This window comes from Clostridium grantii DSM 8605 (assembly GCF_900129965.1).
Classification (GTDB): domain Bacteria; phylum Bacillota; class Clostridia; order Clostridiales; family Clostridiaceae; genus Clostridium_AF; species Clostridium_AF grantii.
This window is the reverse complement of the sequence record NZ_FQXM01000021.1, coordinates 1-19,629: the sequence shown is the minus strand read 5'-3', so window position 1 is coordinate 19,629 and position 19,629 is coordinate 1. Positions and strand designations below refer to the sequence as shown.

Sequence of the window (19,629 nt, the reverse complement as noted above, 5' to 3'; positions counted from 1 at the left end):
ATTACATCTAACTTTCTTCTGGACGATATGTAACATGTTTTATCAATGCTATATTACTTTATTCCTATTTAAAATAGTACTTCTAAAATTTCATGCCGCTTAATTAATTTCTAATTTTGCTTTCTCAGTGCTTCATCAATCCCTTTAAATAATGCCTCAGCCAGTTTCTCTTGGTAATCCTCTGTTGCTAACAACTTATCTTCTTGTGAATTTGACATAAATCCCATTTCACCCAAAATGACAGGGACTTTAGACCAGTTAAATCCTCTAATATTTTTTTTTCCACAATACCTCTGTTTTTCATCCCCACTTCGTCTGTCATGGCATCTAAAATACTTCTTCCATATTGTTCACTTACTTCACATATATCATCTGCATAACCCACATCACCAGGAACTAGCATAGATGCTCCATTTATAGATTGGTTATTTGATCCATATGCATGTATTCTTACAACTAGGTCAGCATCATTCTCATTACCTATCTCGGCTCTTTCAATATTAGAAAAAGTTTCGCTGTTGCTTCTACGAGTTAAAATCACTTTATATCCTGCATCAATTAAATACTTTTCCAATTTTTAATCAACCTCTAGATTCACAACAGACTCCGGTGTTTTGCTAATAATATAGCGCTTCTACTATATTTTCTTTAATAAAATCATAGTTAATTATTATTCCAGTTGAAACAATGAATACTACAATTATCATAATTAACGGAGTACTCATTTTTTTCTTGTCTTTCATCAAACCTTGATGGTATTTTTCTTCCACATTATTCAAATTTACTACCATTATAGATGTAAAAACAATTATCTATATATACATCTATATTTTTTATATAGGAATTTTATCAGTATAAAGTGGTCTGTTTTTTATTCTTATCTACATTTTATGCCACATAACCCTAGTGTCTTATTCTTGTGTCATATTAACATATACTATTTCATATTCCTTATTATGGTGTATTTTAAATGAAGGATGTGATACTATGGACATACAATTGCTTACTTTTGGAGAATATTTAAGTGTAATTTTAAAAAAGAAAAATATTTCTATTACTAAACTGGCTAATTTAACCAATACCAAAAGTAGAAACACAATACATAGATTACTTAAAGACGAGAGTAGCATAGATGTTATTGAAAGTTTTAAATCAAAACTTATTAGACTTGACCCCCTTTCTCTTTCTGCGTCGGAGCGTAAACAACTTAATAAATCTGTAGAAGTAAGCAAAGTTGGTAAAGATAAATATTATGCAAGGAACGTTTTACTTCAAATCTCGAAAAGCAAGAAGTCAGAACCTATATATTTCCATAAAATATTCGGTAAAACAAAAAATAACCTTTCAACACTAATGAACCTATTTCATTCATACTTAGAATGTTCTACAGTTAATATAATAATTTTTGATTTACCAATTCCTAAACTTGCTGAAATTCTAATATCCCTTATACACACAGCTACTAATACTAAAATTTCAATAGAACATATCATATTTATGGATGATTCTCATAGCAAAAATGCAGATACATTTTCCTCCATATACAAATTAATAAATTTTAAAAACTATAACGGATACTATACTACCTCTCTTAAGCATAACAGTCTATTAAATGATACTACTTCTATTTTTTCAAATTTTATTGTTGTCAATAAGGTTCCTATTAATGGAGATAGCAGTACTGATTTAATATGCTTTAATAATAAAACTAATTTTTCTATACTATCAAATAACCCTGGTGATTTTCTTTACACTTTTTATTTGAACTATTACAACACGATAAAATTTGATTGCCAAAGTATACGAAGATATGATGAAAATAATACTCATATAGAAAAACTAATTGATTTATGTGATTATTTACTTCATTTAGAAAAAAACACTTCTGAATATCTAATTAAGCAAAACTTATGTTTTCAAATGATTCCTTCAGATATTCTATATAATATGCTTGAAGATGCTAACTTCTTAGGCTTATCAGAGAATCATCCCCAAATCCGGGAACTAATTAAAATTAATTTGGAAAGGTTCAAAAACTATTTTACTGTTAATAAGATGAAAATAACCTTATTTACTAAACGAGGTTTACGAGATTTTGTGAATACCAGAATGTTAACGGATCACTTCTATTGCTTTAGGGAATTCACAAAAGATGAGGTTATATTTACTCTAAAGTTCATATTAAAACAAATAAAAGAAAATAATTTTTTTAAGCTTTATCTACTTAAAGATAATTATTATATCGGAAATATTGAATTTAGTTACTATGAAAATCATGTTATTTATATTGTTGATTCATGTTGTGGTTATGGTGAAGATTTTGATGAAGGTATTATCACCGCCAACCCAATTGTCCATCTTTTTGATGATTTTATAAAAAACGAATTGATTCCACATCATACTTTACCCGAATCGGAAGGTATTGAATTTTTAGAGCATTTAATTTCTACAATTATATAATAATTGTATTATTGATCTTTATTTTGAGTTTTTTTGCATAAAAATAAAATAGCAACCCTCGCTGGTAAATATCAGTACATTCTAAACAAAAACTTATTCACCTTATTAATAATTTGATTTTGCTATTTGTCCATGAAAAATAAGTTGAAATTTCATATTCTATTTACATTGTTTTGACAATATTTTTCTTTTATTTTCAGCAGTAACCCATATAATAATAGGTAAAATAACCTGGAAGGGAAAATTATAGTATGGCCATATTTGTCTAGCAAATTCAAATAAATACATTACACTATCATATTGAAAATGTGATAGTGTAATTGTAAGTAAAGTAACTGGAGTTATAATACTTCTGTAATCTTTAATGCCAAATATTTTACTAATTCCTTTACAAGCACATATCAATAATATAGATATTTTAATAAAGCCACCTAAGATAAATGTAATATCTATAACAACTTCCATTCTTTGTATAATGCCACCAACACTTATCCTTGCTGCAGTTTCATGTGAAGAAAAATAATAATCTGTTACTCTATTTACTCCTAGCACTAGTACATTAGTAGTAGAAAGTATAGCTAAATATGTTGCTCCTATTAATAAACCTATAATATAAACTTTATAAGAAGATTTATTTACATTAAAATGTGAAAAAGCCATTGTAAATACCACTAGTTGAACTAAAGGAAATGTAAACACGGAAAAAGTTCCTTGTAAAACCGGTTTAATCCCTCCACTCAATACAGGTTGTAAATTATTTATTTGCATAGATGGACGCAATAACATTATTATTATAACTAAAGAAACTATAGGTACCATAATAAAAAATTCACTAAATCTGCCTAGGACCTGAATTCCTTTTTTTACTCCAAAAATACATAGTATGCCAATAGATATTTTTACAACAATTTTAGGTGTATCAGGTAAACCAACTAAATTAATAAATTCACCATAAGTAGAAAATATGTCGCTAGCAAAAAAATATACATACCAAATATATAATATTATAATTATCTTTCCTACAAGCTTTCCAAAACAAATTTCAATAATATCAAATAAATCTTTACATGGGAAAATATTATGTAGTCTAGCAAATATAAATACCATAGGCAATACCAAAAGTATTGCTAAAATAAAAGATAACCATAAATCTTGTTTTGCCTCTAGTCCTTGTGCAAATATTGAAGATGAGCCTGTTATAAATAAGCTTATAATCGCTACTCCTTGCTTATCAGAAATACTTGCTTTATTCATAATATTCACCCCCAATCTTACAGCTTATCACTAGTCTAATTACACATAATGTTAGTTTATCCAAAAAAAAAATAATGTATTTACTGAATCTTCTAAGCAACCACTATCCATCTATTTTCTATCTTTTTCTCCTATACAATAAAAAAACTGTAAATAAATTTTTTCAAATCTATTTACAGTCTCAACAATGAATTTTCTAATTAATATTATACACTCTAGCTTCGTATGTTTTTAATACAAAATTCTCAGCTCTTTTAAATAATCTACTTTTTGATTACCCCTTTAATGTCTCCAATTCCATCTCCATTACTAACATAAAAACTTTTAGAGTAAATTTGATATACTACTCATTCTTTCACCACTGTGGAATTATAAGGTGCACCTGCAGTCAGAGCAACATTTTGGTCAAATATTTTAAAAGAATTGGAAAGAGTTAAAAACATACTTACTGTGAAAGCTGGTGCAATTAAAGGAAAAATAATATATCTAAACCTTTCAAAGCTATTAGCCCCGTCGATTTCTGAAGCTTCTACTAAAGAACGTGGTATTCCCTGAATATATGCAATATATATTATCATAATATATCCCGACATCTGCCAAGTCATAAGTATAATCAATCCCCAAAAGCCAGTTCCTGTAGTTGAAAGCCAACCATTGAGAGCAACAAAAACTATTCCAGTTTTTGTAAGGGTCGAGTAGATAGGGAAGTCACCTTCCCGTACCCCTAACAGAACCGGACTTGCAGATTTCCCGCATCCGGCTCTTCATATTACCATTTGCATAATATAGCTAATTTCTTTTCTTAACTCAAATATATTTACATATATTTTATAGTTCTGAGTCTTATGGATTCTCTTAAAAAGTGTGTATTTATCCCAATTTAAACTTTTAACCTGACTTCTTCTATTTAGAATTTTATATAGTATTCTTTGCACACAGTCTCTAAATTTATTTAAACTTATAGAATTATCTGTGACACCATAATACCTAAAATATCCTAATAGTTTTCTATTTAGATTCTTCATCAATATCTCTATAGAAGTATGCATATTTAATCTTATCCAATCTTTTACTTTCTTTAAACTAGCTCGAAATTTCTTGCTACTAGTTTTCCGTTTAACTCTAAAACTCCCGTTTTGTCTGCAACTACAATAATGAGTAAATCCCAGAAAATCAAAGGTTTTCGGCTGATGATTCTTTTGTATTCTCCCAAATTTTCTGTCAAAGTATGCTTTCTTTCCGAAATATACAATCTTAGTTTTATCTTCAGCTATTTCTAAATTGAACTTAGCTAATCTTTTCTTTAGCGTTCTATAAAATGCTTGCGCATCACTTTCATATTGAAAACAGCAAACAAAATCGTCCGCGTAGCGTACGATGTAGGCTTCGCCTTTACACCATTTCCTCACTACTTTCTCAAACCATAAATCCAATACATAGTGAAGATATATATTCCCAAGAGTTGGTGAGACAAGCCCACCTTGAGGAGTTCCATTGTATGCTTTGTAAAATTTACCATCTTCTAATACTCCAGCATTAAGAAATCTTCCTATATATCTAAGTAAGTTCTTATCTTTTATTCTATGTTGAAGAAATTTCATCATCCATTTATGGTCAACATTATCAAAGAATCCTTTAATATCTGCATCCACAACAAAGTTGATATTTCTTCTACTTAAATATACATCTAAAATCTTAATTGCATCATGAGCACTTCTGTTAGCTCTAAATCCAAATGAGCTATCCAAAAAGTCTTGTTCATAGATTGAACTTATAACCTTATTTATAGCTAATTGAACAATTTTATCCTCATAAGACGGAATCCCTAATGGTCTTTTCTTGTTAGAACCTACCTTGGGTATATATGTCCTCCTAACTGGCTTTGGTTTGTATTTAAGTGTTTTCATTCGCTCTAAAAGATTTTCAATATTCCTATCTAGATTGTTTTCATATTCTGCTTTAGTTACTTCATCAATACCTGCAGCCTTTTTCGGCTTAAGTTCTTTATGACAATTTAACAGCATTTCTTTATCGATAAGATGCATTAATGAAGTAAATTGCATGTTGGGATTTTCTTTAGCTATTTCTGCTATCCTATTGAGTTTTGTATACACTATTATTCCTCCTCTGTGTGAAGTAGTGTTTCCCTTTTCTAGGGTGATAATATGCTACATCCTTCCCTCCGCAGACATTACTCTGTTTCATTAGTGTCGGGTAAGGAGTATTCCTTACGGTCTACCCCTCCCCAAAGAACGGAACGTGCGACTTTCACCGCATTCCGCTCACGTATCTATAACACATAGTATCCTATTTGTGCAGCTCGATTGGAATAAATGGCTTTTTTTCGATTATATCTATTCTTTTTTGCACGTTCTTCAAAATAACCTTTATCTAAGAATGGATTTTTATTCAGTGAAATCTGATTGATTCTAACTATAGGCATATCACACATTAGAAAAAGTATATTTTCATCCGTTCTAAAGCACCATTTTCTGCCTTTGTGTTCTTTCCAATATTTTTCTTTAATCCAGTGCTTACTTTTATTCGGATGCCTTCTCTTCGCCCATCTCCACAACATTTCCCATATCCTATTGTCCATGAGTGCAAATGTGCTTTTTGAACATACTGAGTGATGATAGTTGGCCCACCCTTTAGTTATCTCATTAATCCTATATATTAGTTGTTCCTGTGGAACAGTTTTACTGTTACGGATTAACTCACTTATAGTTCTAGTTACTTTATTGATGGATTTAGTTGATGGTTTGATAATCAGTTTCCCATTGAACTTGCGGAAGTTCCAGCCTAAGAAGTCGAATCCATCATTGATATGCGTTATGACTGTCTTTTCCGCAGAAAGTTCTAATCCTCGGTGTCCAAGAAATTCAATAATCATATCTTTGATATCTTCAAGCGCTTCTTTACTATTTGCCGTTACCACAAAGTCATCAGCAAAACGCACTACGTGCACTTTATGACTATTGTGTCTTACATTGATGACTCCTTTTTTGTTAGCCCAATATTTAGCCAATATCATCGGTTCCAATCCGTCCAATGTCATATTCGCAAAAGTTGGTGAGATGACCCCACCTTGCGGCGAACCTTCATTGGTAGGAAATAATTGTCTATCATATACATATCCACACTTCATGAATTCTTTCAATATTCTTTTATCAGTTGGAATGTTTTCCATCATCCATTCATGGCTGATTTTGTCAAAACAACTTTTTATGTCACCTTCTAATATCCATTGTGGGGAATGCTTCCAACTGAGTATTCTAAATCCATACTCTCGTGCTTCCACTGGACTCCTGTACCGACGAAAACCAAAGGATATCCGATCAGCTGTAGTTTCAGCCACTGGTTCTAAAGCCACTAGCTGTAGTGCTTGCATAGCCCTATCTTTGATATTTGGTATACCAAGTGGTCGTTTTTCTTTCTTTCCAAACTTCTCAATATATATTCTTTTAAGAGGGCTTGCATGGTACGAACTTACCTCAAGTTTTTGTATTGCTGCTATCTTCTCCCCATCAGTTTTCCATAATACACCATCAATTCCTGGTGTGTTCTTTCCTTTGTTTGTCACCACTCTTTTTACAGCTATTGCTTTTGCGTAGAATGAGTGAGTCAATAAATACTGAAGTCTTTTAATCAATCTCCATTTATTCTCCAATGTTGCCTTTACAATCCTGATTTGTAGTCTATTAATGTATTCTTCTGCTTGATTCCAGTCTATTTGACTCCATCTAATTTCCATACGTCTACATTGTCCTCACTTTCGTGTCTTTGAACCTGATGTATTCATAGATTCCTTATCTTTCATGTAATTGATACGCACTGGAAGTCTGCCCTCTTTCAAGTGAGACAAATTTTGAATCCCTATCCTCAGCATTACACTAAGACTTTCGCTTTTTCCAGTATCCTCTACCTTCTGTGCATTGTGCATCTCTTGCGATTTGCCTACCTGCTCAGGAGCACATAAGGTTTACCTTGTTCCGCAATTAAAATAATTATGATGTGTTTAGGTTCTGCCTATAAACCGGAGGTTCTCTGTCCTTCCCAACACAGTACCATACTAATTACTGTGTCCCTGACCTCGTACCATTTTGGTTAAGGTGTATCATTCACATTTCACCTTTTATTACTGACGGCTCTTACGGCAATTCACATTTGTTAACCATGCACATCTTTTCCTAGCAATAGAATAGTTGTGAATACTATTGTTTTCGCATTGTTCCGATTGCTTTGCACCATTCATTACTTACTAGGCACTTATCGGTAGGAATACCACGGGATGGATGTGGTAGTACTCATGTACAATTCTAATTGCAACTTTCAAGTCGCACAATATGATGTAGTCCGACTACTCAACTATCTTTTGAATTCCTCGAATTTTAAACTTGTCCTTCATACTCATTTTCATGAGAATAGTTGAGTTCTCCCAAGTTAACACAATGTAACAATATCATGCGTGCCATGCCCCACGACTCCGGATAAGCTAAACCATTCTCACCATGTTGAATAATTTAGTACTGTCTTCTATACAGACCAACATATCGACCTTATCGTTTGGGATTTCGGAGCTTTCAGCTTCAACCTCATTCGGCTTATGGCCCACATGTTTACTATCTACGCTTAGCCCTTTGGGTCGCCCCAACCAACTCAAGACTCGCTAATGGCTGCTGGTTAAGCTTTACCATACGGGATTCCCACCCGTTATACATTGTGCCCTATCTTGGCGCACGGTCAGACCTATTACAAAAATTGTAAATAAAATGAGCAATTTTTGTTGCTATTACGAGGCTACATATATGTTCATTCTCATTACAGCCTTCTAAGTTGCTCACCTGGCTTACCCAGATTTTTGTCGATAGGCTTAGACATTTCAATTTCTTTCCATGCCTCCATCCTAGCTAAGTAAGTACTACCTTTTCTTACTACCGGTCCTACCCCGGTTAGTTATGAGTGCTTTATTCTAGGCACACGATTATTGCCACAATACGCAAACATATTACAAGATAATAATTCTCCTGGAGTTCCAACTATTCCATCAGCATTAATAGCAACAAAAACTGTTCCAGTTTTTGTAAGGTAGCTGTGACCTTACAGAGATTGGTATTGATACGAACAATCTCTGCTGCTAAAAACTCCTTTAATTATTTGAATTATAACGAATAATTAAAGGAGTTTTTTTGTTTTACTGGAGCGTAAATGTATTTTTTTATTATTCATTGGTTAGTTAAAATTCACATAAGATTTTCTTGATGTAGATGTCTTAGGAATCATTTAAAAATCAAGTGTACGAAATTTATTTTAATACCATTTTTTAACAAGTCACAGTTACTCTAGTGAGGAGGGTTGCCGACGAACTTGCTAAAATAGCTTGTTCCTGGAAAATATTACATCCCTGTGGTCCTGGCTAAACCTGGAATATTTTGCATGCTAACTCCCACTTTTGCTGGATTCTAGTGAAACTATTTTATTTTATCTATAAAGTCCTGTAAATTCTCTGCTACTATAGAAACTTTTAACCACTTTCTTAAAGTTTCAATATCACTCTCTTCATTTACCATTTTAATTATGTCATCATTAACCCGGCCTATCTCATTTAAGTTCTCTAAAATATCTTCTCTTCTTGCTAAAATTGCCCCCTCTTCTCTACCTTCTTCTCTACCTTCTTCTCTACCTTTTTGCTCATAGTGTATTTTCCTTATATCATCAATTGTCAACTTAAATACACCCCCATTTAATTTTTTATATTCTTCATATTTACTTTCTAAATCTGGATCTTCAATTAAAAATAAGTACTCTAAGAAATCTACCAACGCTCTTATTTGTTCATTGTTTTTTACTTTATGATAATTTTTTAATTCTTCTGCTAGCTCTATTTTAGTTTTATATTTTTCTTCATCAGTAACGCCTATTTCAAGTAATCTTTGAGCCATTTTGAATACTAATTTTAACGGATTATCATCATTTATATTTTCAAGTTTGATTTTTTCTACGTCAATAGTTTTAAAATTATACACAAGTATATCTCTTTCTATCTCTGGCAATCTATATATATATCGTTTGTCTTTTCCACGTTCCCCTTTATATGTGTATATAGCCGCTGCTACTATTTCTGATGTATCTTCGTATTTATATCTGAACTTATCCCAAATCCTATAGAAATACCTAAACATTCTCTCTCCGAAAATTTTGTATCCACTACTATAACTTTGCACTTCCACATGTATAAATAGTATTTTACTCCCTTTATCCTTTAGCCTAACCTTTATAATTTTATCTGATATTATTCTTTCACTACTATCCTTATCAAAAATTTCCTTTTGAATTTCTTGTAATTCTTTATCTAAGGATTCTGTGCCTAGTTCCCAATTTATCTCATCAAATAATTCTGGAAAAAGTAATTCTACTATTTCTACTTCAAAAGCTTCTAATATGGTTTTCCAGGCTGCGTCGAAGTCGTGCTTTTTAGCCAAAAGTGCTCACATCCTTTTGTAAGTTTTTCACTTTATATTATACCAAATTTAAATACAATTACACAATTCTTTTTAATAACCTGAGAGCAAAACAAAATTGTAATAAAACCACAATTTTGTTTTGCTAGATACGAACAATCTCCGCTGCTAAAAACTCCTTTAATTATTTGAATTATAACGAATAATTAAAGGAGTTTTTTTGTTTTACTGGAGCGTAAATGTATTTTTTTATTATTCATTGGTTAGTTAAAATTGACATAAGATTTTCTTGATGTAGATGTCTTAGGAATCATTTAAAAATCAAGTGTACGAAATTTATTTTAATACCATTTTTTAACAAGTCACAGTTACTCTAGTGAGGAGGGTTGCCGACGAACTTGCTAAATACCCACAATCAATCCTTCCTTTCTAGGTGCCCGTAAAACAAACAAAATTAAAGGTAGTCATAGTTGACTACCTCAATATTTTTTGTATAAATTTTTCTATTCTTTCTGCACTACTAATAGCACTATTCACATCATCTTCATTTACTTCCAACTGATATGGATATCTAACTTGCACTCCATATGGAACAAGCTCAATGCAATCATCTTCAATCTCATTAAAACTACAGTTTATATCTCTACATTTAGAATTAAGCAATACTAAATCATGAGTCTTTTCAACTTTGTTTCCAATTGCAATAAGATACCCTTTTATATATTTCTCAGCACTTTGTTCACAATGATAGCATATAATTTCTAATGGCTTTGGATACATACTCATTAAAAACTTAGCTGACTCTAAATCTCTTTTTGCAAATTCAAACCATTCTTTAGCTATCTCTTTTTTATCCATAAAGTTTAACTCCCTGAAGTAAAATTTCATGTTCCATAGTGCACTCCGATTTAGCTCTTTCATTAAATTCATCACTATAATAAACTAATAAATCAACTGGCATTGTTGCCACTTTAGATATTGATTTTCTTATTAATTTCATGATTTCAATTTTTCTTTTGCTTTTGTCATCGGTTACTACACATATATCTAAATCACTATCTTCATTAGGATCTCCATACGCATAAGATCCAAACAGATAAATAGAATTTACATCGTAAATTTGATTTATTTCTTTTAATAAATTATCTAACTCAATCTTCACATTATATGGCATAAATTTCACCTACCAATCTCCACTATATTCCTTTACTTATATTATACACTATAATCAAGACTAATAATCACTCTATTTTTATTTGGATTCTCCTCATAAACCTTTAACCAAACACCCTCCCCCACGTAACAACCCCCCACACCCTCATCAACCACAATCCCAACATCCCGCTGAAATTCACTAACCTCTTTCTCAGTTTATTTAATGCATTTTTTTAATTTCATAAGCTATATATTGGTCCTCCACTGTAAAAGGATAATTTCCTTCTGAGTTATTAATCTCTGTTGAATCTTGAATTTCTCTATTATGCTTTATTTTACTTTTTAATAGATTTATATTACTCCGGTTAACTGTGGTAGCTAAAAATGAGCTAAAGGAATTTGTATTGCAACGCAAAAATACCGTAAAATTCAGTTATGAATAATACGGTATTTTAAATGATTTTTCGGTTTTATATAGTTGAGTCGTTATTTAAGATTATCATGAAGTTTCTTATGCTTATTTAATGTGTTTCCATTTCTCCATAGCTATCTACAGATAAAGCGAGACTGTGTGCCTGTAAAGGTAGCAAATTTAATCTTTCAGTTTCTAATTTTACCACGTTGTTCATCCTAAATATCTTTATGTTCTACAATGAATTTTATCTATTGATTATTGAATAATATCCTACTGTTACGTCGTTACTTAAGAAAATTTGGTGTTAATAATTAAAACTTCTTTCCAAGTCTTTTATTAAGTTCCCAAAGTGCTATCTTATAGGGAATCCAATGTGAAACTTAATTTATACTTGTTCCAAAATCTCAGGTATTAAGGAGTTATGGGACATGTATAAATTAATAGTTGAACTGAAATCCCTATATTTCCATCCCATTTTAAACATGAAATATCATCATTATAAATCATCCACTTAGATTCTGTGTGTTCATGTGAAAGTTTCAATTACCTCTCTATTCCAATGCTTCTAAAATAATTTTGGGGAAAATATTTTTTCGCACTTTTTTTCTATATTTAATATCATCCAATGTTCTTCCACTATATAATGATTTATTCAACATTGTGTTATCTGAAACACTGAATAAAGCACCTAATGAAATATTTGAAATAGTAGCCGCCCTAAAAGCGGAAGCAGTTTCCATCTCAATAGTATTACAACCCATTTGAACAATTTCATCTATGTATGCAAATTGAGCGAAAATAGTATCTATACTAAAGTTTCTTCCAATATGCCATCTAATATTATTTTGTTCACAAAATTTTTGAGTTATACTTTTTAGTGCATGAAACATCTGGGCTTCTGGATAAGTCTTTTCTCCAAAGACATCATTTTTATTTAGTACCCCACCTTTTAAATAACGACTTACTCCATCACCACATACTGAAAATTCTGGAATCACAATGTCTCCTATACCGATTTTAGAATCTAATGCCCCAACAGAACCTATAAATAAAACTCTTTTACAGGCAGTTAAGCCTAACGCTAATAAAACATCAGTCAGTACTGGTGCACCTATTCCAGTTTTAATATACGTAACTTCAAAATTATCAGTCTTAATATTCCATACTTTAACGGCTGAATCATAGGAATCACTTAAAAATATTATTTCATTTCCCAAATTTATAAAAACATCAGGTTCCCACCATGGTGCAATAATCACACGTTCCTTTATTTTATCTATCGTTATACCAATTGCTTGTTGACACATATCTTCTGGTGTTGATCCAAAACGCTCTATACCTGCTAATAACTCTCGGTATTCCATTGAATATCCTTTTTTTGTATACTCCATAATATCTCTCCATATCTACCCTTATCCTAATTCACTTAGTCTTACAATTTCGAATCAACTCATATGTAAATTATAACAGAGTTCTCATATTTATACATAATTTTTTTCTACAATAGCTACAAAAACTGTCCCAGTTTTTGTAAGGTAACTGTGACTTTACAGTGATTGGTAAAGCGAACAATCTCTGTTGCTCCTCACTCTCAAGAAACAGACTCTTTTATTATTGTACTTGCTTTTTTTACCAAGTCACGGTTACCCTTGCGAGAATGCTCCTCCGACGAGCTTGTTTTAGGTTGAGCTTGATATTGAACTTTCAATATATTTTTTATACAACTCTCTATCTTTATTTTTAAAATATGATAATATATACTCGCTATTCACTAATTTTTCTTTTTCCTTACCAATATACATATTATAACTACTCCATTTATACTCCTGAGGATTACTAACCATATTAGCTCTCACCGGATTTAAATGAATGTATTTGCTAGCTTCTAAAACATAGCTATCTTCTTCTATTAATTCAGCATTATACCTTGACTGAAAAAGATGACCAACATAGTTATACTTATTATTAAAATTTCTAGCGTAACTTTTATTGACTCTACTTATTAAGTACCATAGATGCTTATCATTAGTTTTTATTTGTATATGAACATGATTAGTCATAAGACAATAACTAATTATTTTATAATTATTATCATAATATTTTACTGCTTCCTTTATGTTATCTAAATAAACTATATAATCTTGCTCTTCTTTAAATATATCATTTCTTCTATTACCTCTACTTGTCACATGATACATTGCACCTGGATACCAAATTAATTTCTTTTTAGGCATATCTTCACTTCTCCACTCTAGTTATTTATTATTAACTATGAGTTTTGACTAATTTTAAAACTTATATACCATTTTTGCCCAAGTCACAGTTACCCTTGCGAGAAAGCTTTGGTTGCAAACTATTGTTCTTTTTGAATGATAACACCATCATGTAATTCATCCTTCAATAATTCATATACATAACTTGGACTTTCAATATATAATCCTGTTTCAACATCTGATAACTTAACAAATATTTGAGAATTATATACGATATCCATTGATTTTTCTATATCATAGTCCTTATCTTCACATAGAAATTTTATTATTTCTTGGATTATACCTTCAATTAGTTCTTTTTTTATATCCATATTATTTACCTCCAACTAATTTAAGATATTTCAATGATTCTCAGTGTGAAATGAGTATTGACTTGAAACTTTTTTATATTTCATTTCTTTAACTAATATGTCAATATCGATTAATCCTCTTTTAAATGTTCTAAATAGTAAAGCTAAATCATCATCAGCAACAGGGCCAACGACTAAATCATATTTATTATCATTATTACAATTTAAGCTACTAGTATTTGAGAATTTTCTATCTCTGTTATTTAATACAAAAGTTGCCCATTCTTTTGTAGGACTTTCAAATATTTTTACATTTAAATCATTGGATTTATAACTACTCTCATTAAAATCAAATTCATTTATATATGGATCTCCACCATAAATTCTAGCAACCCTTTTATCCATTAAATAAGCTTGCTCTTTTATGCCGGTACAATAAAATCCTTTCCCAAAATCTTTGTATGGTCTACATTTTTCTAAATCTATATTCTTTATGATTGTATTAGAGCCATGGTATAACTTCTTATTAAATGTCCTCCATTTTTCTCTGCAATCATCATAATATCATCTATTGCATCATCTATACTTAATGTATGTTCTATTTCATAATTCTCATCAAGAAATTTTATTGCATTATATTTGTGTAAATAATTGAAAGCATCTTTATAATTCAAAAAAAATCTATCTGCAAATTCATTAACACAGACTACCATATAATCTATTTTATTTTGTTCTTCTTTGCTCATTAAATCACCTTCTAAAAAAGTATTTTATAGGGAATTCAATGTGAAACTTAATTTATACTTGTTCAAAATCTAGATGTAACAACTAGTTTTGGATATGTATAAATTAATAGTTGAACTAAAATCCCTTTATCATTAAATTATATCATTCTTAATAAAAAAAGAGAATTAATTTTATCTTTATACTATATAGAAAAGAATAATGTTTCTTTCAAATAGGGTATACTCCAAGGTTCTATATCCTTAATTTGAATAAACGTACAAATTCTTCTCTAAGAAATTAATGGTTTCATTTATATATAAAAAAACAAAATTATGAATGATGCGAATGATTTGTTTTGCTCGTTTATGAGCAAAACAAACTATTCCAGTTTTTGTAAGAGGTCAGGCCCCTTACAAAAATTGTAAATGAAATGAGCAATTTTTGTTGCTATATTGATCCCTAGCTTGCTTACATAATCACTTGGATAATTTTTGTCTCTTTCCTCTTGTAAATCTTTTAATTTCTTATTTTCTTCAAATGGCCTGCCAAAGGACGTGTATAAAAAATTACTGAATAAATGTGTATTCCAATCTTTTATCTCATGTCTAGAGGCCTTCCATTGAAGAAGCTTACATTGTTTATCAATGGTATCCTCTTCTGAATTCATATCAATTCCAAGCTTCATCATAAAATACTCCAAATGATCATCTGCAAATATACACAGATAATCTTCTGGAAAGTATATAGACAAAATCTTACCTCTAAATAATGGTGGTAAAGCAGATGATCTAATTGCATTAAGGTCCTTATTTTGTCCTGCTATTAATAGCATAACAATTTCTTCTTTAATCTTCTCAAATGCCTGCTGCGGATCTTCTCCATATTTCTTAGTGTTACGATACTTTTCCTCAGTATCTTCACCACTTTTCCCATAGTATAATCCAAACTTAGCAGAAGTCGCACCATGGATATTACCAAGCCCCTGTAACTCATTTTCAATTCTATAACAAAAGGTATCTTTGCGTCCAAGACCAACAACGTAATCTTCCTTTTTCATATTAATAATATTTTGTATCTTATAATCCTCAACAAATTTGACCCTTAATGCCTCTAATTTCTGCTCATTTGATTGTACCTTTGGTATGTTTTGAATAAACTGCTTAATCAAAACATCTATAACCTCATCTAACTGTCCTGATAACAAAATTTCTATCTCAGAATCTTCAGGTACAGGGCTAACGGTTGGATTTACTTTTCTTATCTTGGAGCTTCCTATACTTTCTGTAGATGCCAAAATATAAGCAGCCAATTCTTCATTCACTCTTGATGGCCCTTGAACTTTCTTAAGCCCATTTTCCATTAGCATATCCCTATTTAGGAGTGGATTTTTATAAGTTTCAATTAACTTAAGTTCCATGTAACGTCCATATTCTACATAATTAGATCCATCGATAACAAATTCTAAATCTACTATTTCTGTCTCTTCTAAATTAAGCTTAGTGGCTAAACACTTATATCTAATAGCCTGGACAGGAGCGCCAACATAGATATAAACTGTATCCCCTATTTCTATATTAGTGCTCTGCTTCCAGTTCAGCTTGTCTAACTTTTTAAATGCACCATCTACATCATATTTATTTATATTACAAGTAATAATCCAATCTGCCATGTCGACCTCCTGACCCAACTATGTTTTAGTAATACTGGTATATTACAACTTCATTCCATCTAAACTCCTCTAAAGCAGAACCACCACGAAGCAAGTTCGTCAGTTGCACCTCCTCACTAGCAGCACCGGTGCACTAGTAAGGAGGCTTTGCCGACGAACTTGCTAACATTTATCCTATGGTGGTAAATTTCTTTATACACTATGGCTGCTGTTCAACCACCGGTGTAATAACAATATTAGGTATATTATTTTTAAACTCCTCTAAATCATATACTTCAAGTGATGAAATGAATTTTTTTGTATCATCTTTATTCTCTAACTTAAATGGTAATCTATTCATTAAATTAAGTTTTATTCTTCTTCTAAAATCTGCATCAATTAGTGGTCCTTCCACTAAGAAAATATACCTTATAGGTAATTCACTTTTATTATGAAAAGCCCAAAACACTAATAAACTATCATAATATTTTTTCACAAGTTGATTCATTCTTTTATCACTTTTCAAACCTTCATATAACTCATTAGGTTTACTTGCATCTTTAATATTAGCATTTTTATATTCTATAAATAATATTTCTTTGCCTGTTTTAGCAATAAAATCCACATCACTTAAATTAATTTTATTACTAATCTCATGCATTTCCCATACCGACTCTACTTTGGAAAAATCAAACCAATACTGTTTATTTTCATCTATCAATAATCTATTTATCATAAAATTCTCCTAAAAGGTCTTTTCTATAACTTCATCAAACAATTTAGCATCTGCTACAATTATTGGATTATTGGTTATTTTTCCGAAATACTCACTACTTTGGGCTTTAACACCTTTATTTTCAAAAGAAGCTAATATCTTTTCTTCATCATTATCTTTTCTTTGTAAAGTTGTTTTCTCTCTATATAAATTATGAAATAATACACTGTCTTTTTCTGTTCTTTTTATTTCAAAATATTTTGCAAGATTATAACTATGAGTAGCAATAAATATTTGAATACCGTTTCTTTGTAGTTCTAATAACACATCAATTAATACTGGCATTAATTCCGGATTAATATTTGCCTCTGGTTCATCCCAAAATAGTATTGTATCTTCTTCTATTAAACCATTTCTAATTAATTTCCATAAAAGTCCAAATTTTCTTAACCCTTCTGCTTCAAAAGAAAACTCTACCTTCATGCCATTATTCTTTACTACATAAAAAGTATCATTTTCATAGATAACTTCTCCATCAATTACTTTTGAAATCAAATCTAATAATTTTTGATTTAACTCTGATACCTCTCTTGTTTCTGGAAGCTCTGCATTTACTATAATATCAATCTGTGTGGCATCAAATGGCATTGAATATTTTTGATTCATAGCTAAAAACCCTTTAGAATGTGATAACATCTCAGTTGTAGGTATAAAAATTGATTTTATACCTAACTCAAGCCATTTATCTAATTGAAATATACCATCATTTGATAAACTAAGTTCAAATTTAGTATTTTCACTTATCACTTCCAAAACTGAATAATCATCTTTTCTCTCATAACTTTTTAATAAATTTATATCTTTTTTTCCATAATTAAAATAGTTAAAAATATTTTTAGCTTTGTTTTTATCTGTAGTTTCATTACTCCACTCGCAGGCAGCATATATCATCTTTAGTAAAGTTGTTTTACCCGTTCCGTTTTCTCCTATAATAACATTAATGCCTTTAGAAAAATCCATTTTTAACTCTTCAAAAACTGTAATATTTTTTAGGCGTATATTATCAATACCCATTTATAAACACCTCCATTTATTTACTATGATTATTTTTCATTTATATAATCAATTCTTCTCCATCAATACTTCCTTCAACAACTCCAAAGCACTTTCTTCCTCAGGGTCATTAGTCCCCAATTCCCCACGAAAGGCTCTAGCAAGAATAGCTTTTTTCATTAAATCTATTTTTTCTATAACATTACAAAGTTCTTTTGCTTGTTAGGAGCAAAAACTGTTCATTTTATTTGCAATTTTTGTAAGTTACCTGACCCCTTACAAAAACTGGAACAGTTTTTGTTGCTATAACTTTTATCGTGAATGTTATTAATTTCCTTCTTCATTAATTATTGCTCCTTAACTTTTTTAAAATGATGATATTTATAATATATTGTTATATATAATTATAGCCTATTTTCTTAATATAAACCATATTTTTAGGTATGGTCTCAATGAAATCCGTTTTTAATTTTTTTATGTCAGCAAGTGAGCCTCAAAGGCTCACTACTTCTCCTGAGTACTAGAGAAGCCTTTCTGTTGAGCTTTCTATCAAGGTAAAGTTGTGAGAAACTAAAGAAAATATTATAAATCAATTAGTACTAAAAAGGAGCCATTGGCTCCTTCCATTTAAATATTCAATTACATTCTATAATAATTAATAATTCAGTACATTTCGTTTTATTGGTATATTTACCCAAGGGTCAGGTGTCATAACGAAAGAAGGCTCGCCTGAGTGAGTTTGCTAAAAATGCCCGTTTCAATGACCTTAAGACAATGGATGATTTTGATTTTAGCTATCCAGACAATATAAACCAGGGTAAAGTTCAAGATTTGGCTACCTTAAGTTTCATGGATAAAAAAGAAAATATTATTTTTATTGGACCGCCAGGTGTTGGTAAAAGTCATCTTGTCCAAGCGTTAGGACTTAAAGCTTGTGAACATGGCAAAACAGTACTCTTTGTAAATGCAATTGATCTCATGGATGATTTGCATAATGCTAGAGTCGAAGGCACCTTAAAGCAAAGGTTAATTAAATTATCTAAAGTAAATTTATTGATAATTGACGAACTAGGTTATTTAAAAATGGACAAAGAGAAAGAGAGCATATTTTTTCAATTAATCCGACAAAGATATGAAAAAAGCTCCCTTATCATAACAACTAACTTAACTTTTAACAGA

18 protein-coding genes and 3 pseudogenes are annotated in these 19,629 nt (G+C 30.6%); 2 read left to right on the top strand and 19 right to left on the bottom strand.

Annotation, left to right across the window (positions count from 1 at the left end):
* Positions 1 to 110 precede the first annotated feature (110 nt).
* The 3 genes and pseudogenes from BUB83_RS22985 to BUB83_RS22030 form a co-directional block, all read right to left on the bottom strand.
* Positions 111 to 272 carry an N-acetylmuramoyl-L-alanine amidase family protein gene (locus tag BUB83_RS22985; RefSeq protein WP_423231148.1) on the bottom strand — a complete coding sequence of 54 codons (162 nt, stop codon included), beginning with the start codon at positions 270 to 272 and terminating at the stop codon, positions 111 to 113.
* A 44-nt stretch (positions 273 to 316) separates the two neighbouring features.
* Positions 317 to 574: pseudogene (locus BUB83_RS22980) on the bottom strand (N-acetylmuramoyl-L-alanine amidase); the annotation flags it as partial.
* A 43-nt stretch (positions 575 to 617) separates the two neighbouring features.
* Positions 618 to 779 carry a hypothetical protein gene (locus tag BUB83_RS22030; RefSeq protein ID WP_207649343.1) on the bottom strand — a complete coding sequence of 54 codons (162 nt, stop codon included), beginning with the start codon at positions 777 to 779 and terminating at the stop codon, positions 618 to 620.
* Between the two features lie 208 nt (positions 780 to 987).
* Between BUB83_RS22030 and BUB83_RS15530 the strand changes: the two genes are divergently transcribed.
* Positions 988 to 2,460: a helix-turn-helix domain-containing protein gene (locus BUB83_RS15530; RefSeq protein WP_073339490.1), complete on the top strand. Its 1,473-nt coding sequence runs from the start codon at positions 988 to 990 to the stop codon at positions 2,458 to 2,460.
* A gap of 159 nt (positions 2,461 to 2,619) precedes the next feature.
* Here the strand turns inward: BUB83_RS15530 and BUB83_RS15525 are convergent, their stop codons facing one another.
* The 16 genes and pseudogenes from BUB83_RS15525 to BUB83_RS15455 form a co-directional block, all read right to left on the bottom strand.
* Entirely contained in the window at positions 2,620 to 3,714 is a 1,095-nt protein-coding gene (locus BUB83_RS15525; RefSeq protein WP_073339488.1) for a GerAB/ArcD/ProY family transporter, read from the bottom strand.
* Positions 3,715 to 3,954: 240 nt separating this feature from the next.
* Positions 3,955 to 4,049, bottom strand: a pseudogene (locus tag BUB83_RS23080) (alpha-amylase family glycosyl hydrolase); the annotation flags it as partial.
* 12 nt (positions 4,050 to 4,061) lie between these two features.
* Positions 4,062 to 4,388: a carbohydrate ABC transporter permease gene (locus tag BUB83_RS15520; protein ID WP_278336939.1), complete on the bottom strand. Its 327-nt coding sequence runs from the start codon at positions 4,386 to 4,388 to the stop codon at positions 4,062 to 4,064.
* Between the two features lie 90 nt (positions 4,389 to 4,478).
* Positions 4,479 to 5,828, bottom strand: a complete 1,350-nt coding sequence (ltrA, locus tag BUB83_RS15515) for a group II intron reverse transcriptase/maturase (protein WP_073339487.1) — start codon at positions 5,826 to 5,828, stop codon at positions 4,479 to 4,481.
* Between the two features lie 176 nt (positions 5,829 to 6,004).
* The gene (gene ltrA / locus BUB83_RS15510) at positions 6,005 to 7,468 is read right to left on the bottom strand and encodes a group II intron reverse transcriptase/maturase (protein WP_073339485.1); all 1,464 of its coding nucleotides are present in this window, start codon (positions 7,466 to 7,468) and stop codon (positions 6,005 to 6,007) included.
* Between the two features lie 1,717 nt (positions 7,469 to 9,185).
* Positions 9,186 to 10,196 carry an Rpn family recombination-promoting nuclease/putative transposase gene (locus tag BUB83_RS15505; protein WP_073339484.1) on the bottom strand — a complete coding sequence of 337 codons (1,011 nt, stop codon included), beginning with the start codon at positions 10,194 to 10,196 and terminating at the stop codon, positions 9,186 to 9,188.
* A 453-nt stretch (positions 10,197 to 10,649) separates the two neighbouring features.
* The gene (locus tag BUB83_RS15500) at positions 10,650 to 11,033 is read right to left on the bottom strand and encodes a HEPN domain-containing protein (RefSeq protein ID WP_073339482.1); all 384 of its coding nucleotides are present in this window, start codon (positions 11,031 to 11,033) and stop codon (positions 10,650 to 10,652) included.
* Positions 11,026 to 11,349, bottom strand: a complete 324-nt coding sequence (locus tag BUB83_RS15495) for a nucleotidyltransferase domain-containing protein (RefSeq protein WP_073339568.1) — start codon at positions 11,347 to 11,349, stop codon at positions 11,026 to 11,028. The genes BUB83_RS15500 and BUB83_RS15495 overlap by 8 nt, the downstream gene beginning before the upstream one ends.
* A gap of 947 nt (positions 11,350 to 12,296) precedes the next feature.
* The gene (locus BUB83_RS15490) at positions 12,297 to 13,136 is read right to left on the bottom strand and encodes a phosphorylase family protein (protein ID WP_242950695.1); all 840 of its coding nucleotides are present in this window, start codon (positions 13,134 to 13,136) and stop codon (positions 12,297 to 12,299) included.
* 288 nt (positions 13,137 to 13,424) lie between these two features.
* Complete coding sequence (locus tag BUB83_RS15485) at positions 13,425 to 13,979, bottom strand: transposase (RefSeq protein ID WP_073339480.1); 555 nt, start codon at positions 13,977 to 13,979, stop codon at positions 13,425 to 13,427.
* A 119-nt stretch (positions 13,980 to 14,098) separates the two neighbouring features.
* Positions 14,099 to 14,329, bottom strand: a complete 231-nt coding sequence (locus BUB83_RS15480) for a hypothetical protein (protein WP_073339478.1) — start codon at positions 14,327 to 14,329, stop codon at positions 14,099 to 14,101.
* Positions 14,330 to 14,359: 30 nt separating this feature from the next.
* Entirely contained in the window at positions 14,360 to 14,794 is a 435-nt protein-coding gene (locus tag BUB83_RS15475) for a DUF3990 domain-containing protein (protein ID WP_242950697.1), read from the bottom strand.
* 5 nt (positions 14,795 to 14,799) lie between these two features.
* The gene (locus tag BUB83_RS15470) at positions 14,800 to 15,054 is read right to left on the bottom strand and encodes a DUF3791 domain-containing protein (RefSeq protein WP_073339475.1); all 255 of its coding nucleotides are present in this window, start codon (positions 15,052 to 15,054) and stop codon (positions 14,800 to 14,802) included.
* A 359-nt stretch (positions 15,055 to 15,413) separates the two neighbouring features.
* Positions 15,414 to 16,703, bottom strand: coding sequence for a hypothetical protein (locus BUB83_RS15465; RefSeq protein WP_073339473.1), 1,290 nt, complete (start codon positions 16,701 to 16,703; stop codon positions 15,414 to 15,416).
* 199 nt (positions 16,704 to 16,902) lie between these two features.
* A complete protein-coding gene (locus BUB83_RS15460; protein ID WP_073339471.1) occupies positions 16,903 to 17,418 on the bottom strand; it encodes a hypothetical protein in 516 nt (171 codons plus the stop codon).
* 9 nt (positions 17,419 to 17,427) lie between these two features.
* The gene (locus tag BUB83_RS15455) at positions 17,428 to 18,471 is read right to left on the bottom strand and encodes an AAA family ATPase (RefSeq protein ID WP_073339470.1); all 1,044 of its coding nucleotides are present in this window, start codon (positions 18,469 to 18,471) and stop codon (positions 17,428 to 17,430) included.
* Positions 18,472 to 19,176: 705 nt separating this feature from the next.
* On the opposite strand from BUB83_RS15455, the pseudogene BUB83_RS15445 reads away from it, so the two are divergent.
* Positions 19,177 to 19,629 (top strand): annotated as a pseudogene (locus BUB83_RS15445) (ATP-binding protein); the annotation flags it as partial.